Genomic DNA, 14,270 nt, shown 5'->3' with positions numbered 1-14,270 from the left:
GTCGTCGCGCGGCGTCGTCATGATCGGCGGGATATGCTATTCTGCCGGGATGGGCGACGATCTCGATGATATCCTTGCGCAGGCGGAATGCCCGCGATGCGGGCGGGAATTCAGCATCCGCTATCGCACGCTTCGGCTCGAGCGGACCGTCGACTGCCCCGGCTGCGGCGAAACGATCCGGCCGATCGATGATACCCCGATCGGATTGGTCCAGAAGCTGATCGACGAAGCGCAAGGCCGCACCTAACGATATTCGTCGGGAAGATCTTTTTCCCATCCCTGCCAGACGATGTGATCACCCTCATAGATCCTGACAAACCCGTGTCCGCGCGTAAGCGGCTCCCGTGGCTTGGCTGAGAAATTGAGGCAGCCGAACGTGTCTGTCGTCGCGGAAAAGGCGAGCGGCTTGCCCGGCCGCATCAACACGCGGTCGCAGAAGCCGGTCGGGCGTTTGACACGCCGCCGAGAAATGCCGAGCTGAAACGCTTCGTAAGCGCGGACCTCCCAGTCCGAAGGCGGCGACCAATGCCGGCAATATTTGCAGTGACGCGGAACCGGCGGCCCCTCGTCCTCATCGAGGGGTGGGCCGCCATTATGGCCAAGTGGCGAGGACGGATCGGTCATCGACCGCGGCCAGCTTCGAGCCAACTGCGGAGCCGCTGACGCATCACGCCGATCCCGGCATTGATTTCGGTGACCTCGGCGTCGGGGGTGAGGCAGCGCATTTCGCGGAAGCCTTCCAGGAATGCCCGCATCACCTTGATGTAGAGTCCCCCGCCGACCAGCGCGACATTGGTGAAGGGCCGCGTGCCATGATAGGCGAGGCTGGCGATCTCGCAGCCGGGATGCGAGCCGTAAGTGTCAGGTTTGCCGGGAGACGGCGGGCGTGGCCAGCGCGTCGTCATCCCGCCCGCAATCAAGCGTTCGGCGAGATCGGAGGTCAGACGGGCGTCATAGTCCTCGATCGGGCTGTCACCCGCGCGAAAGCCGTAGCGGGCGGACAGGAAGCAGACACGGGCCAACCGGCGATCGGGATCGACCGCGCGCCAAGTCTGCCAAAGCGGCCCATCATAGCGTTCCCAGGCGGGCATCCAGCCGGGATCGTGGCGCTTGGTCGCCGAGCAGGCGAGAATGAGCAGGCGATGCGAGAAGCCCCCCTCGCGCGTCTGCGGCACATCGACCCGCACGACCTTGACCGGGCGACGCTCGGCCTCCGAGGCAAGACGGCCGATCAGGGTGATATCAGCGTTGGTGCAGACGCCGCGCACGCGGATGGTTACATCACCCTCGTCGAGCATGGACGGCACGGCATCGAGGAACAGGATCCCATTCCCGAGATTGCCGCAATATTGCCGCGCCTCAATCGCCGGTAATCCCGGCGCTGGCTCGACCATTCGCTGGCCGACGCGCTTGAAGGCATCGGCAAACCTTTGCGGATCAGGCGTTGTCCGCGCCTTGACCCGCGCATGGAACTTCCACGGCGGCCGGTCGGGATTGACACGGCCGACACGAATCTGATGCAGCAGATCGGCGAAGCTGTAGGGATCGGCCGGATAGGGACAGTCACGCCAGATCCGGCGAATCGTCCGGCGCGTTGTTTCCGGGAATGCAAACAGACGCGCCCTCGCTCGGCGCCAGACAGAGGCTCGCTCGTCCCGAAGCCGCTGTTGCTGATCGGGCCTCCACTCGGCGCGGCGGGCCATTTCCTCGTCGACGCTATGCTGGCCGGCGGCGATCATGTCGGCGAAAAGCGGCAGCTTCTCGCGCTCGCGGCGCCGCTTGGCGGCAAAGGCGGAGCGCTTGCGCGCGGTCTCCACATAGGCGGTCGGCTTGGGCCATTTGGCGAAACGCATCACCGGCCTCCTTTTAAAGAGGCGGCCGCCTTGTGCAGCAGACGGTCCGCAAGAACCAGCGAGCCGGCCCGGCGCGCGGCTTCGGCATAAACCGACAAGGGAAAGGCACCTTCGAACAGGATGTCGCGTTCGATGCCGAGGCCGAGAGGCAAACGGATCGCCTCCATCTCGTCGAGCGCGAAGCTGCCCAACTCCGGGCAGCCAAAGCCCAAGTCGGCCAGTCCGAACATGACCCCGTCCGAATCGATCTCGGTGGCGAGCCAGGTGGCTTGGCCGACGGGGTTGAAGAAGCGGACGACGGGGATCGGATCGGGCTCACGCTCGCCCGTGGCCAACGCCACTCGGCGAGCATGGTCATTGGCGCACAGGGCTTCGCGGATTTCGGGGGTGAGGAGCATCATGCCGCGATCCTCCCCTCGATCGCCATCGCCCCATCAGGGTCCGGCTGCGAATCGTCGTCATTGGCGGCGATGGCGGATTGCGGCCGGAAGGCGAGCAGATAGTCGGCGGCTTTGGAGGCTGCGCTCGCGGCGCGCAGGATCGCGCGATTGTCCTCGCGGATGATCTCCAGCCAGGATCCGAGATAATCGGCGTGTCGGACGGTTGGCACGATGCCGAGCGCGGCACAGACGAAAGCGCCGGTCAGTTCGGCGCACAACTCTTCCTTGCCGTATGCGACCGAGCCGAACGCGCCGGTCTGATCGCGATTCAGTCGGGAAGCGCCGCCTGCCCAATGACCGAGTTCGTGAAAAGCCGTTCTGTGCCAGTTGGTCGGGTCGAAGAAATCATCCGGCCGCGGCACCTGCACATAATCGTGCGTCGGCGAATAGAAGGCCGATGGACCACCGATGCGGAAGTCGGCGCCGGTCGCCTCGATCAGCGCCTCGGCATGAGGCAGGATCAGCCCCTCCGGGATCGGCGGCGGCGGTTCGCAGATATGTGCGGGAAGCCCATCGCATTGCTCGACCGAGAAGACGGTGAAGTGCTTGAGGAAGGGGATGCCGCCCGATGGCTCGCGGCCCTCTATATTGGCGCGGCGGCGTTCCACCTTTGGCACGAACCGGCGTGTGTAGATCACGGCAATACCGTGCTCGCCCTTGCGGACCGACCCGCCCAGCGCGATCGCCTGTCTGAAGGTCAGAAAGGCTTGGCTCGCATAGCCGCGCGAGATCACGGCGTCCCAGAGCGTGAGAATATTGACGCCGCTATACCTTCGCTCGCTGACGGCGTTGTACGGCATGCCGATGCCGGCCTTCGCAGCGCCCCAGGGCTGGACCCAAGGGACACGGCCGGCCTCGAGTTCGGCGATGATCCGGTCGGTGATCTGCTGGTAGAGATTTGCCCGCTCGCTTGTGGGGCGGTTCTTGCTTTGCTGTGCCATGACCTGTCTCCGCGACGGGCCGGCGGCGAGCCTTTCTCTCCGCGCTCAGCCCATCACGGCCGAACCGGCTGTCCTCTCACTTTGGCGGGGCGTTGCGGGGCGGCAGCCCCGCACGAAGGGGTCCGGGGAGACGCGACAGCGGCTCGCCGGTAGGGGAAGACGTTCCCCTGCCTGGGGATATTTGGTCGGGGGTGCCCGCATACTGAAACCCAGACGAACTATCGTGGCGGAAGTCATGGAACGCATGGACGACGGCGAAGATAACGGGCGAGTGGCTTGGCCTGTCGTCGCTAGTCCGCACCTGGAGTGCGCAGGAATCGCCTACAGCAACATGCGTTCCGCGAAGTCCGCCGGGATGTGCGGAACACCCAGCGTTTCGAGCAGACGCGTGCTCATCACCAGGTTGATGCCGGTCGCTTGCATGGGGTTGCCTGCATCAATCATCCGGTGGAACACCGCGCGGAGCGGCTCGTCGATGCGAGCCTTGCGCGCCTTGCCATCCCGCGCGAAACGCATCGCGCAACCGGCAAGGATATCGGCCGCCTGGAGGCAGGGTTCGATCTTCCCCGTCGCGAAGACGAGATTTCCACGCCCTCGCAGGCGATAGTCGGCGAATGGAACGATCGGCAGAGCGGTCTCGGCCGCGAGCTGCTCCATAAGCGTCTTGGAGTCCTCGAGAACCTTCGCGTACTGCATCTGCTCGTCATGAACGAGCCGGGCGCCGTCGAGGCTGACAGGCCGGGACTGATTGAGGCGGGCGTAGATATTGGTGAGGCACTGAAGGTTGGGCAGCATCCAGACCTTCTTGCCGGTGGTGGACTCGTCGGCAATCGGCAGAAAGTCCTCGGCCTTCGCCGACGATTCCCGCACGCGGTCCCGCGCGAACATCGTCAGAACCTGAGCGGTTCGGGCGATCTCGGCGTCGGAGAGATCCAGCCAGTCCCAGAGTAGATCGATGACGCCCGCCACGGATGTCATCGAGAGCGTCTCGCAGGCGTTGATGTAGGCCAGCAACACCGCATCGGAATCCTCGTCCGAGAGGAATTCCGCGATCATATTGCGGCTCGCCATGTCGATATTGTCGAGACCGTAAGAGCCGCAAAGCAGGTGGTTGACGATGTGGGCCGCAATGAAGAACCGCTTGTCCACCAGCTCCACGAAGAGCGGCCATCGATGCCGGCCAAGGAAGGAGATCAATTCACCGGCGATCGGCGTCAGCTTCTTTCCCAACTTGGTCGATTTCAGTTCGCTTTCACCACAGGCGTAATGCACGCGCAGCCTATCCAGCTCGGCCGCCAACAGCGCGGAATCTCCCGCGCCGACGCAGGCCAGTGCGAAGAACGGCTGGCCGGCGAAAGCGAGTTCCTTCGCAGAAGCGAGATCGCCACCATGACCGCTTTCATCGAGGAAATAGCGATCGACGGGGATGCTCGACGCAGGATGGATGCCGCCGTCGATCATTGGCGGTGACAATGCTTGTATTTCCGGCCTGACTGGCACCGGCACCGCTCGTTTCGGCCGATTTTGGCCCCACGCTCGCGAGGCGGCGACGCTCGATACGAATAATCCGTCAAGGAGCACCATCCTCCCGGTGGACCGCCCGCAAAAACTCTTCGCGTGTCAGGGCGCAAAGGGCAAACTCGCCACGCTTCAATGGGCTTCCGAGTCGGGCGGCCACGCCAGGGCCGGCGAGGTAGAAGATGTACGGACCCGCATGGAAGAAGACGTGGGCAGCAGCGCGCTTCCACTTTTCAATGAACTGCTTGTTCGGTCCCATCCACCGCATGATCGCGAATTCCTTGCCGTCGAGATGGACGACCCGCGATTTGAAATCGAGCGACATGCCGAAATAGATTCCCAGGAACGAGCTTTCGCTATGGATGTGAACCAGCCAGAACATCCGATGCCCGCGCCGATAGAAGGCCTCCCGCGCATTGCGCTCGTCCTCGCTGATCGAGGAGTGCTGCAGTTCCAGCACGGTTGCCCTGGGCGTGCCGCTCCCGACCAGTGCGCCCGCGCGATGAAGCTCACCTGTCATCGGATCGCGCAAAGCGATCTCGCGGCAGGACATATCGAAGAGTTCTTTCCAGCCGAGGTGCCAAGGTCCCTCAGGCTCGCCCCAGGGATCGCAGTCGCCCGCCTTGTGCCGCCAGTGGGGCGTGTTCTCAACAGGCATGACGGCGGTGAGCAGGCCGCCGCAGTCGCGGCAGGTCGTGCGTTCTCCCTTCGCGGCGGGTGCACGTTTCTGGTCGCCGACCCAGGCATAGAGCATAGCTACCGTTCCTCGTTACGCATCGGCCGTCGGCCAGCGCAGTTTCCCGCGACCGACACGCAACGTCTCCACCAACCTGGTGTCGCCGGGCAATCGGCCTGAAAAGAGGCTGGGCTTGGGATCGACCGCCGGCTTCTTGAAGACGGCAACCTGCTGGTAATCGGGCGTCGTCAGCCAGGTCCGCCCGTCACCCTCATCGGTGACGATCCGATAGAGACCGGCGGGCGGTGCAGCTGCGACGTCCAGCAAGCGCTTATAGTTTTCGACCGACCACTTCTGGATGCCGCCACTGAGGGCTTCGGTTCGGAAGCGCGCCCATAGCGCAGCGGTGTCGGGCGTGGGCCAGCCGCCGGCGTCCGTGTAGGCCGTGATGTCGTCGGATTCGAGCCAGGCACGCATCTCGGCGGGCGTGACGAAGACCGGCTTGGCATCCTCGATCGCCGCCATGGCCGCGCGCCGTGACGGTAGGCCCGCGCGGATCAGCATCGACATCATGAATTGCGGGACGCCGGTTTCGACCGCCGCCGCGGCACCGCCCGCCACCGTGTCTGGCGACCACCCGAGAGACATGCGGCGAGTGCGGACAGCCTCCAGAGCCCAAACCAAACGGTAGGTGAAGGCCTCTTCGACCGCCCGCATGTTCTGGGGCCCGATCTTGGCCACATCCTCGCCCGACACCCAACTATGCAGGATTGCCTTCCAATTCGCAGGCAGCGCGTTGTTCTTGCTGGGGATGAACGGACGCATGAACAAAAGCCGCTCTCCAAGGCCGCCAAGGGTCTCGACTAGTTCATCAATATCGCCGCTCAGTGCCGCTACGTCTGCGCGGTCGAGGAGTTCGGCCAACACGTCAGCCATGGCATCAATTGCAAGGCCTGCTTCCAGTCCAACACCCATGGCGAAATGACCGCGCCGGGCCGGCGCGGTGGTCGTCTTCCAGATGAGATCAGCTCGCGCCTCGATTACTCGCTTGTGCAGAGGAGCTACGTCTTCGTCCTCGCGGGCGATCTGACGAGCCCAGAGCGATCCTCTGAGGGCCTCGTCCAAAAGCTTCGGCAAATCGGCCCTATCAGAATCGAGCGCTTCAATGAGACCAAACACAGTCGCGTCTAGACGTTCGACTATCTGCGACAGAGGCTCCTCTTCGATGGTCTCTTCCGCATCGTCATCATCATCATCTTCTTCTTCGTCGTCATGAGCGACATCGCCATCATTCTGTCTTGCAGCAGCCAAGCGCTCGGCCAGAGATGCTTCCTCCTCCGACGACCTCCAAGCTTCGCGCGCATTAGCGAGATATTCCCAGGCATCGTCGCGATCCAGAACACCTTCGCGGGACAGCCGCTCAAGAATCTCGGCGACGATCTGGATGAGGCCGCTTTTCAGCGTGCGAGCTTTGGCGGAGGCAACCAGCTTGCCCCATTCTTTTTTTCGCCAGTTAATATTGTCGAACATGACGTGGACAATGAGTCCCTCGACGTCGACGAAGGCGCGTCCGGCTCGGCCGGCAACGTTCGCAAACTCTTCGCCTTTGATCTTCTCGCCGGCACGATACAACGCAGGCACCAAGAGCACGGCGGCGTTGAGATTGAGACCCTGCGAGAGCGTCGGCGACGCGACTATGACTTTCAGGACGCCCTCAGACAGCAGGGCTTCCAGCTCGCGCAAAAACGGGCTCGGCAGCCGACCATGGTGGATGGCAACGCCCTGCTTGAGGCAGGCGACAGCGGGATGGTCCTCACCCAGCCATTCATTGCCGACCTCCAGAGCGCGGGCGATCGACGCCTTATCCTCCAGCAGCGATTCCAGATAGCCGCGCTTGCAGAGGTCCACGACCTTTTTACCGTAGCTCTCGACCCAGTTCGCCTGCGTGGAGAAGATTAAGGTCCGCTTGCCCTGGCTGGCGAACTCCCATGCCGCGAACAAGGCGAGGTGCGAGTTCTTGCGCGGATAGGGCTTCTTCTCCCTCCCGAGCGCCGGTTTCTCCACGACGAATTTGTCGAGGAACGGACCATCTTCATCCAGGTCGAGCCGGAGCAGCGCGTCCTTGCCGCGCCACGTCAGCGCACCAAACCGCTGCCGTGTAGGACGCCAGTCAGAGCGCACAGGCTCGCCCGGCTCGTCTGAGCGAATCCAGGCGGTGAGATCATCCAATTCGTCGCCGCTGGGCAGGATGGCAGAAAGACACACAATCCGGCGGTCGCCCGCGTCCCCGCGTCGGAGCAGACGCTGAACCAGCGTCTCGTAGCGAATCTCGCGCTCGCTAGGACCGATCATGTGGCCTTCATCGAGGACGATCAGGCCCACGTCATCAATCAGAGAGGGGTCGCTTCTCAGCGCGAAATCGAGCTTCTCGGGCGTCGCGATGATGATCTCACGGGTGCGCAGCGCGTCTTCATCGCCAGCCGAGAGGCCGCTGGCGCCATAAAGCGAGGAGACGCTGAACCCGAGGGGCGCGAAGGTCTTTCTGAAGGATCGCTCTGTCTGGGCGGAAAGGGCGCGCAGCGGTGTGACGATCAGCACCCGGCGCGCCGACGACAAGGTCATCAGCGCGGCGATCTCGGCCACGCGCGTCTTACCGGCGCTGGTCGGCAAGGCGACGACCAGATCGTCGGTGACGTCCGTGGAACGCTGGGCGGCTTCGCGCTGCGATGGCCATAACTCCACCTCGGACGTCTTGCGCGCGTAGAGCGACGAGATGAACAGCCGGCGCAGGTCCGGGTATTTTTCCTCCGTCCCTTCCGGCGGCTCGGTCGGCAGATTCTCGTGCAGCGAATGCCGCCAGAGGTCATCGATCAGGTGACGGCAGAGGTTCGATATCCACCAAAGTGGAACATTCTCCGCGTTGTCTGCCAGACTGACCGCAGTGGCGAGCAATGCCCGCGCAGTCTCGATCGGCTCGGACTCGCCCGTCTCGAGCGCGAAGTCAAAATGCGCCAGAGCCCGGCAGATCGTCGTGTTGAGGATAGTCGACAGCGCCTCGTCGATGTCGGGGTCTTCGCCTGTCAGCGTTCCGGCGATCTGCTCGTCGCCGTGCGCCTCATCGTCCAGCCACACGCGAACAAAGCCGCGCAGCTGGCCGAGATCGCGCAGGATCAGGTGCCGGATCGCCGTTTCGCCTGGCGAAGCATTGAGATCGTCCGCAGTCTCGTTGAAGAGCGAATAGGCGACGGCCGAAAAGCCGGCCAGGTGGTAGGCCGCAGCGGCAAGCGTGCGGCGGAAACCGCGGTCGGGCGACTCCAGATCGCCGTTGCGCACGAGGGCTTCGAAGGCGTTGGCGGCACGCTCGAACGCCTTGCTGGTCAGTTCGGAAGCGCCAGCCTGAGCGCGCAGGGCCATCGCGCCCCGAAGCAGGGCAAAGCCATGCTCGGCAAGGTCGGTTTCGATCGTCGCGCCGAGGGGCGGCGCATTAGCGGGCAACACGCCATCCTCGCGCATCAGCGACCATGCGGCGCCCCGATAGAGCAGGCGCCCGAGGATGCCGTCGACGGTTGCGGTCGCTAGGAACGCGGTCAGTTCGTCAATCGTCTCCAAGGTCTTCCGCCTCCTGATACATGGCTGCGATGAAGTCCTGGTGGTCCTCGACGTGGATGTTCACGACGTAATGGTCCCGGTTGGTCCCGGTGGCGTCGAGGTCATCCTTCAGCGAAGCGTGAGGGCCGTTGCCCGACACGGTGAAGAGCATGTGGTCGATGCGATCGGCGCGGAGGGTTTTCAGGCCCACTTCGTCGCGAAGGCTGCGACCCAGCTCATTGTCGTCCGGATCGTTGCTCTCAAGCAGGCGATTGGCGACGAACAGCAGGGAATCGGGCGTGCAGCGGCCGTTGTCGCGGTTGAGCACCTTGCGGGCGCTCGTGACCGTGGTCTTGCCGAGCACCTTGTTGCTCTTGGCTTCGCCTTTCAGGAGCCAGAGCTTCTCGCCGGCCCCATCGTAACCGGCGCCAATGAAGTCGTCGCCGCGCATGGCCATGTTACGGCCGTCCTTGTAGCGGAGGCGGCGCACAGGGACGCGCAGGCCGATCTCCTCTTCGACCAGCTCGGTCGCGAGAATTTCACCGAGATCGCCGGAGCGGCCCTTGGGCGTCTGCGGCATCGCCTCGCTGAGAATCTTGGCGGCGACGTTGTAGCCGAGCCGCTCCACGTCCTCGGCGATGCGTTGGAGCCGGTCGTAGTGTGAGCGGATGGTCTCGGCGAGATCATCGCGAATTTCATCGCGGCCGCCGTCCTTCTCGACATAGGTCCAGTAGCGCTTGCGCTTGTCCTTCTCCCTGGTGGCGTCACACCAATTTTTGTATAGCCCCACGCTTTCCCCAACTCCCCCTATCGTGCCGCATCGTTCGCGCGTTCGGCGATGTCTGCGCATCGCTCGATCAGCGCCTCAAACGGCTCGGCATCTTCGAGCAGCAGCCCGTCTTCGACCATGCGCGCATAGTCTGTGGCCAATGCCGCGCGCGCTTCACCACTCGGGGCGAGCAGCAGCTTGCCGCCCACGGCGGCTTCATAGTCGATGGCCTCGCCATCGGCCGCTTTCTCCGCGAAGAACATGCTCTTGTGGCGAGCAACCGCGCCGGCGAGGTCGCGATCGGACATCGCGGCGACAGCGATCCCCGCATCATCAAGCCGAACGACATCGTGCCAGTGGCGGGCGAAGCGTTCGCCGCGTAGCCGTTCCTGCAGGCAGAAGACGTGCATCGCCGTCGCCTTCTCCCAGAAGGTCCGCTCAGCACGCATCACCCGCGGCCGCGCCATTGGAAATTCGACGCCTTCGATCAGCCCGGCCGCGTCGCACACGACATCGCGCGGGCTGGCCGGCTCTCCCGTCGAGCGGGCGCCGAACTCCAGCATCACGCTTGGAGCCACATAGCCCGACCCCGACGACGTCGCTTCGTAGTCAACGAACAATTTGTCGCCCTCGACCCTGAGCGTCGCTGGCAGCGATTGCGCCTCGATCGCGCCGGCAAGGAGAGGTCGGACCGTTCCGTCGACCCACTCGGGCAGGCGGTGCCGGACGGCCTTCGACCACCGCTTCTCCTCGCTGCGGTTTTTCGGCAGGGCCTCGCCGTTCTCGCCCACCAGATCGGGAGCGATGGCGCGAATGTCGTAGGTGAGATCCACATCCTCGGAAAAGCGCCGGATGACGTGATACGCCTTCGACAGCGACGTGCCGCCCTTGAACACGAGGTGCTCGCCAAGATCGGACCCGAACAGCGTTGCGAGGGTCCAGACGACCCACACATCCTTTTCCAGCAGATGGAGCGGGCGCCCGGATCGATCGGCGGCGACGGCCAGGGCCTCGCGCCGATCGTCCGCCGACAATGTGAGGAACGCCTCAGCCATGCGCGACCTTGCCGACCGATCTGGCGAGCCAGCTCGGGAGCTGGGGTGCTGCCGCGACAAGTTCGCCGAATGTCGAAGACGGCAGCTTGCGTTTCAATGTCTCCAAGGCCGCTTCCGCCTTCTCCGGTCCCAGCCAGGCAAGCGCGCGCACGGCCTGTCCGGCGGGCCGATCCGCCAGCGCCAACTGCCAGCGCGGAGCGTGCCGCAGCTCGACGACCTGCTGGCCGAGATTCATCGTCCGGCTACGGCCGGATGTCAGATAGACCGACCGGACCGGCACCTGGGTTGTGAGCCCGAGCGCATTGGCGGCGGCAGCGCCGTTCGACACGATGACTTCGCCGCGCTGAACCGCGAGGGCTTCGACGGCCTTCTCGACGGAGGGCGCCCGAACGCCGAACCGGCTTGAAACCGGGCGCAGATAGACGCCGCGCCCGGCGCGCATCAGCCGGCCGCGTTCAACCAGTCGCGACAATGCCTGGTCCACTGCGGCGCGATTGCCGAGATGGAGCAGGCTCTTCGCCGCGATCGGAGCGCCCTCGGGCAAGCCCTCGGCATGCGCCAGAATCTGTTCGGTCAGTCGCTGCACGATAATTCTCCTGTCAGAAATATACGCGGTTTTCTGACAATTTTCAACCTGACTACGACAGGGTCTGGACCGGGGCGCCCCAGCGGGGGAAAGGCCTCAAAAAGCTGCGCCGCCGAGCTGGCCGCCAGCGAATGCCTGCGGTCTGGGACACGACCGAATCAATGGCCCGCTAATTGGAATTATGTGTCCACGATCTGCGAGGCCGTGAGGGGAAGCCTTCCCATTTGGTAGGGGGTGCCCGCATACTGAAACCCAGATGAACTATCGTGGCCGAGGCTGCGGAATGCGCACACTCGACAGCGAGGACAGCGGACCGCGGCTTGTGGCCCGGCCTTGATCTGGTCTCTATCAATCCTTGGTGAGTTTTGAACCCAAGATTTTTAAAGGAAATCAATGGCTTCTGCCGTCATCGCACTCAAAGGTGGTGAGTTTTTGTGATCGGCGACGCGGTAGAATGGAAAGGCTTTATCCTCTCAACCGCTTGATTTTCTTGGAGATTTTTGGCGCACCCAAGAGGATTCGAACCTCTGGCCTCTGCCTTCGGAGGGCAGCGCTCTATCCAGCTGAGCTATGGGTGCGTAGGGCTTAGAGCCGTAGGATTTGCGCCGAAAAAGGTCAATCCGCGATCAGAATCGGCAGTCCGCGCGCGGTGAGTTTCTGGTGAGTTTTTTTATCCGTCCTTTCTTATGCCTTCCTAAACCCCCGGAAATCCTGTATAAAATCACTGCTCTCGCGTCGGACGTGAGCCTTCGGAGGGCAACGCTCTATCCAGCTGAGCTATGGGTGCGCGACGCAGGTCAGGAGGGGCGCTTAGCAAAGGCTGGCGCGCTGTGCCAGTGTCAAATCACCGTGCCGTCAGCTTATTTTGCAGGCTTTTCCATCGGCTGAAACTTCCCCAGCCCGCAACTTGGCCCCGGTTGCAGGCCAGGGCCGACATTCCAGAGCACGGTGATGATATCGACCGAGCAGAGCTGCGATATGCTGGTGCTGTAGGAAAAGCGTTTTTCGAAGCCAAGGCTGGGGCAGCTGTTGGGTAGCGTGTTGCGGTAGATTTTGCGGTTGTTCACCTGAAAGTCGATCGTGTGGTCGTCGCGCACCGTTGATGAGCGGATCGACCGGATATTGATGCAGTCGACCGGCTCGCCCTTGGCGACATAGGGGTCCGGATTATCCTTAGCGATCGCCGGTTGGGCGAGGGCGACAATGGCAAAAGCCGATAACAGGTGGATCGGGGTGGGGACGGCCATTCTCTCTCTCCTCATCTCACACCGAATCAACTGCGTGGAGCAGGGGCTTCCGTCATGTCTTGGCAGGAGACTCCTGAACGGCACGAGAACGGGCGGGCTTGCTGCCGGTTCCCGTGGGGGTGCCAGGCGGCGGCGTCTTGGGCTTGTACCGGCACAGGTCCGACACGATACAGCGCCAGCATTCCGGCCGCCGCGCCTTGCACACATAGCGACCATGCAGGATCAGCCAGTGATGCGCGTCGCGGCGGAAGGGGGCGGGAACGCGCTTGTCGAGCTTCTGCTCGACGGCCAGCACAGTTTTCCCCGGAGCAAGGCCGGTGCGGTTACCGACGCGGAAAATATGCGTGTCGACGGCAAAGGCTTCCTGGCCAAAGGCCGTGTTCACGACGACATTGGCGGTTTTCCGCCCGACACCGGGCAGGGTCGTCAGCGTATCGCGATCCTGCGGCACCTGGCCGTCGAAATCGCGGACCAATATCTCCGACAGTGCGATGACGTTCTTTGCCTTCGCGTTGAACAGACCGATCGTCTTGATATGCTGCTTAAGGCCGTCTTCGCCGAGGTCGAGCATTTGCTGGGGCGTATGGACATCCCGGAATAGCGCGCGGGTCGCCTTGTTGACGCCAACGTCCGTGGCCTGCGCGGACAGCACCACCGCGACCAGCAGCTGGAAATCATTGCCATATTCCAGCTCGGTCTGCGGCGCGGGATTGGCTTCGGCAAGGCGGCTGAAAAAGTCGAAGATCTGCGCCTTGTTCATTCAGAGGCCCAGCACGGCCTTCATGTCGTAGCGTCCGGCAGGCTGGCCGGCGAGCCAGAGCGCGCCCTTCACCGCCCCACGCGCGAAGATGGCGCGATTTTCCGCACGATGGCCAATTTCGATCCGCTCCCCTTCGGTTGCGAAGATGACCTGATGGTCGCCGGCCACCGACCCGCCACGCAGCGCGGCAAAGCCGATAGCCCCCGCTTGGCGCGCGCCCGTGATCCCGTCGCGTCCGCGTTCGCTATGATCCGCCAGGTCAATGCCGCGACCGCGCGCGGCGGCTTCGCCCAGAAGCAGCGCGGTGCCCGACGGGGCATCGACCTTGTGGCGATGGTGCATCTCGACAATTTCAATGTCCCAGTCGTCACCCAGGCCCGCCGCCGCCTGTTCCACCAACGCTGCAAGCAGGTTGACGCCAAGCGATGTATTGCCGGTCTGGAGCACGGGGATAATCGCCGCTGCCTCGTCGATCAGGGCGTGGTGGACCGCCTCCAGCCCGGTCGTGCCGATTAGAATGGGCTTGCGCGCCGCGATGCAGGCGTCGAGATGGGCGGAGAGGGCGCCGGGCGCTGAAAAGTCGATGAGAATGTCTGATCGTTCGGCCAAGGCGAGCGGATCATCCGTCATGGCGATGCCCGGCGCGATATCGCCCTCCGCCACCCGGTCTGTTCCCCCGGCCAGAAATAGCCCTGCGTCCATGGCGGCGGCGGCGATCGCGCGACCCATCCGGCCGCCTGCTCCGAAAATTCCGATGCTTGTCATGCCGCTTGCCTTAGTCGGCGAAGCGGCGTGGAGTCGAGAGGATGGTTGAGCATCAGGCCGGAAGATGATGCG

16 protein-coding genes and 1 tRNA gene are annotated in these 14,270 nt (G+C 63.6%); 2 read left to right on the top strand and 15 right to left on the bottom strand.

The window, feature by feature from the left end:
• Window positions 1-19 precede the first annotated feature (19 nt).
• Window positions 20-247 carry a hydrogenase maturation nickel metallochaperone HypA gene (locus RLDS_RS50645; protein WP_228226811.1) on the top strand — a complete coding sequence of 76 codons (228 nt, stop codon included), beginning with the start codon at window positions 20-22 and terminating at the stop codon, window positions 245-247.
• Here RLDS_RS50645 and RLDS_RS50640 read toward each other — a convergent pair.
• The 8 genes from RLDS_RS50640 to RLDS_RS50610 all read right to left on the bottom strand — a co-directional run bounded on the left by RLDS_RS50640 (window position 244) and on the right by RLDS_RS50610 (window position 8,560).
• A complete protein-coding gene (locus RLDS_RS50640; protein ID WP_021228102.1) occupies window positions 244-624 on the bottom strand; it encodes a hypothetical protein in 381 nt (126 codons plus the stop codon). The two genes, RLDS_RS50645 and RLDS_RS50640, sit on opposite strands and share 4 nt — an antisense overlap.
• Window positions 621-1,853, bottom strand: coding sequence for a hypothetical protein (locus RLDS_RS50635; RefSeq protein WP_021228101.1), 1,233 nt, complete (start codon window positions 1,851-1,853; stop codon window positions 621-623). The genes RLDS_RS50640 and RLDS_RS50635 overlap by 4 nt, the downstream gene beginning before the upstream one ends.
• On the bottom strand, window positions 1,853-2,254 hold the full coding sequence (locus RLDS_RS50630; RefSeq protein WP_021228100.1) for a DUF2958 domain-containing protein: 402 nt from the start codon (window positions 2,252-2,254) through the stop codon (window positions 1,853-1,855). Before RLDS_RS50630 ends, RLDS_RS50635 begins: the two co-directional genes overlap by 1 nt.
• Window positions 2,251-3,234 carry an ArdC family protein gene (locus RLDS_RS50625; RefSeq protein ID WP_021228099.1) on the bottom strand — a complete coding sequence of 328 codons (984 nt, stop codon included), beginning with the start codon at window positions 3,232-3,234 and terminating at the stop codon, window positions 2,251-2,253. Before RLDS_RS50625 ends, RLDS_RS50630 begins: the two co-directional genes overlap by 4 nt.
• A gap of 321 nt (window positions 3,235-3,555) precedes the next feature.
• Complete coding sequence (locus RLDS_RS50620; RefSeq protein WP_021228098.1) at window positions 3,556-4,695, bottom strand: DUF3800 domain-containing protein; 1,140 nt, start codon at window positions 4,693-4,695, stop codon at window positions 3,556-3,558.
• Window positions 4,692-4,808: an SEC-C metal-binding domain-containing protein gene (locus RLDS_RS57435; RefSeq protein ID WP_161626757.1), complete on the bottom strand. Its 117-nt coding sequence runs from the start codon at window positions 4,806-4,808 to the stop codon at window positions 4,692-4,694. The genes RLDS_RS50620 and RLDS_RS57435 overlap by 4 nt, the downstream gene beginning before the upstream one ends.
• A complete protein-coding gene (locus RLDS_RS50615; RefSeq protein ID WP_021228097.1) occupies window positions 4,805-5,506 on the bottom strand; it encodes a competence protein CoiA in 702 nt (233 codons plus the stop codon). Before RLDS_RS50615 ends, RLDS_RS57435 begins: the two co-directional genes overlap by 4 nt.
• A gap of 15 nt (window positions 5,507-5,521) precedes the next feature.
• Window positions 5,522-8,560, bottom strand: a complete 3,039-nt coding sequence (locus RLDS_RS50610; RefSeq protein WP_236616920.1) for a DEAD/DEAH box helicase — start codon at window positions 8,558-8,560, stop codon at window positions 5,522-5,524.
• Here RLDS_RS50610 and RLDS_RS57055 point away from each other — a divergent pair.
• Window positions 8,537-9,007: a hypothetical protein gene (locus RLDS_RS57055; RefSeq protein ID WP_236616919.1), complete on the top strand. Its 471-nt coding sequence runs from the start codon at window positions 8,537-8,539 to the stop codon at window positions 9,005-9,007. The two genes, RLDS_RS50610 and RLDS_RS57055, sit on opposite strands and share 24 nt — an antisense overlap.
• A 16-nt stretch (window positions 9,008-9,023) precedes the next feature.
• On the opposite strand, the gene RLDS_RS50605 is transcribed toward RLDS_RS57055, so the two are convergent.
• The 7 genes from RLDS_RS50605 to dapB form a co-directional block, all read right to left on the bottom strand.
• Window positions 9,024-9,806: a HamA C-terminal domain-containing protein gene (locus tag RLDS_RS50605; protein ID WP_021228095.1), complete on the bottom strand. Its 783-nt coding sequence runs from the start codon at window positions 9,804-9,806 to the stop codon at window positions 9,024-9,026.
• A 17-nt stretch (window positions 9,807-9,823) separates the two neighbouring features.
• Window positions 9,824-10,840 carry a nucleotidyl transferase AbiEii/AbiGii toxin family protein gene (locus RLDS_RS50600; RefSeq protein ID WP_021228094.1) on the bottom strand — a complete coding sequence of 339 codons (1,017 nt, stop codon included), beginning with the start codon at window positions 10,838-10,840 and terminating at the stop codon, window positions 9,824-9,826.
• On the bottom strand, window positions 10,833-11,426 hold the full coding sequence (locus tag RLDS_RS50595) for a DUF6088 family protein (RefSeq protein WP_021228093.1): 594 nt from the start codon (window positions 11,424-11,426) through the stop codon (window positions 10,833-10,835). The genes RLDS_RS50600 and RLDS_RS50595 overlap by 8 nt, the downstream gene beginning before the upstream one ends.
• Before the next feature lie 501 nt (window positions 11,427-11,927).
• Window positions 11,928-12,004: transfer RNA gene (locus tag RLDS_RS50590), tRNA-Arg, on the bottom strand.
• A 282-nt stretch (window positions 12,005-12,286) separates the two neighbouring features.
• Window positions 12,287-12,673: a hypothetical protein gene (locus tag RLDS_RS50585; protein ID WP_021228092.1), complete on the bottom strand. Its 387-nt coding sequence runs from the start codon at window positions 12,671-12,673 to the stop codon at window positions 12,287-12,289.
• A gap of 52 nt (window positions 12,674-12,725) precedes the next feature.
• Window positions 12,726-13,433: an endonuclease III gene (gene nth / locus RLDS_RS50580; protein ID WP_021228091.1), complete on the bottom strand. Its 708-nt coding sequence runs from the start codon at window positions 13,431-13,433 to the stop codon at window positions 12,726-12,728.
• Window positions 13,434-14,198, bottom strand: coding sequence for a 4-hydroxy-tetrahydrodipicolinate reductase (gene dapB, locus RLDS_RS50575; protein ID WP_021228090.1), 765 nt, complete (start codon window positions 14,196-14,198; stop codon window positions 13,434-13,436).
• Window positions 14,199-14,270: the final 72 nt, after the last annotated feature.

Source organism: Sphingobium lactosutens DS20, assembly GCF_000445105.1.
In the GTDB taxonomy this organism is placed as follows: Bacteria; Pseudomonadota; Alphaproteobacteria; order Sphingomonadales; family Sphingomonadaceae; genus Sphingobium; species Sphingobium lactosutens.
The sequence above is the reverse complement of the archived record's forward strand: the minus strand, read 5'-3'. Positions and strand labels throughout refer to the sequence as shown.

Bases quoted from the DNA above. Each gene is read 5' to 3' on its own strand.
- RLDS_RS50645 (WP_228226811.1), top strand. From the start codon at position 20: ATGATCGGCGGGATATGCTATTCTGCCGGGATGGGCGACGATCTCGAT.
- RLDS_RS50640 (WP_021228102.1), bottom strand. From the start codon at position 624: ATGACCGATCCGTCCTCGCCACTTGGCCATAATGGCGGCCCACCCCTC.
- RLDS_RS50635 (WP_021228101.1), bottom strand. From the start codon at position 1,853: ATGCGTTTCGCCAAATGGCCCAAGCCGACCGCCTATGTGGAGACCGCG.
- RLDS_RS50630 (WP_021228100.1), bottom strand. From the start codon at position 2,254: ATGATGCTCCTCACCCCCGAAATCCGCGAAGCCCTGTGCGCCAATGAC.
- RLDS_RS50625 (WP_021228099.1), bottom strand. From the start codon at position 3,234: ATGGCACAGCAAAGCAAGAACCGCCCCACAAGCGAGCGGGCAAATCTC.
- RLDS_RS50620 (WP_021228098.1), bottom strand. From the start codon at position 4,695: ATGATCGACGGCGGCATCCATCCTGCGTCGAGCATCCCCGTCGATCGC.
- RLDS_RS50615 (WP_021228097.1), bottom strand. From the start codon at position 5,506: ATGCTCTATGCCTGGGTCGGCGACCAGAAACGTGCACCCGCCGCGAAG.
- RLDS_RS50600 (WP_021228094.1), bottom strand. From the start codon at position 10,840: ATGGCTGAGGCGTTCCTCACATTGTCGGCGGACGATCGGCGCGAGGCC.
- RLDS_RS50585 (WP_021228092.1), bottom strand. From the start codon at position 12,673: ATGGCCGTCCCCACCCCGATCCACCTGTTATCGGCTTTTGCCATTGTC.
- nth (WP_021228091.1), bottom strand. From the start codon at position 13,433: ATGAACAAGGCGCAGATCTTCGACTTTTTCAGCCGCCTTGCCGAAGCC.
- dapB (WP_021228090.1), bottom strand. From the start codon at position 14,198: ATGACAAGCATCGGAATTTTCGGAGCAGGCGGCCGGATGGGTCGCGCG.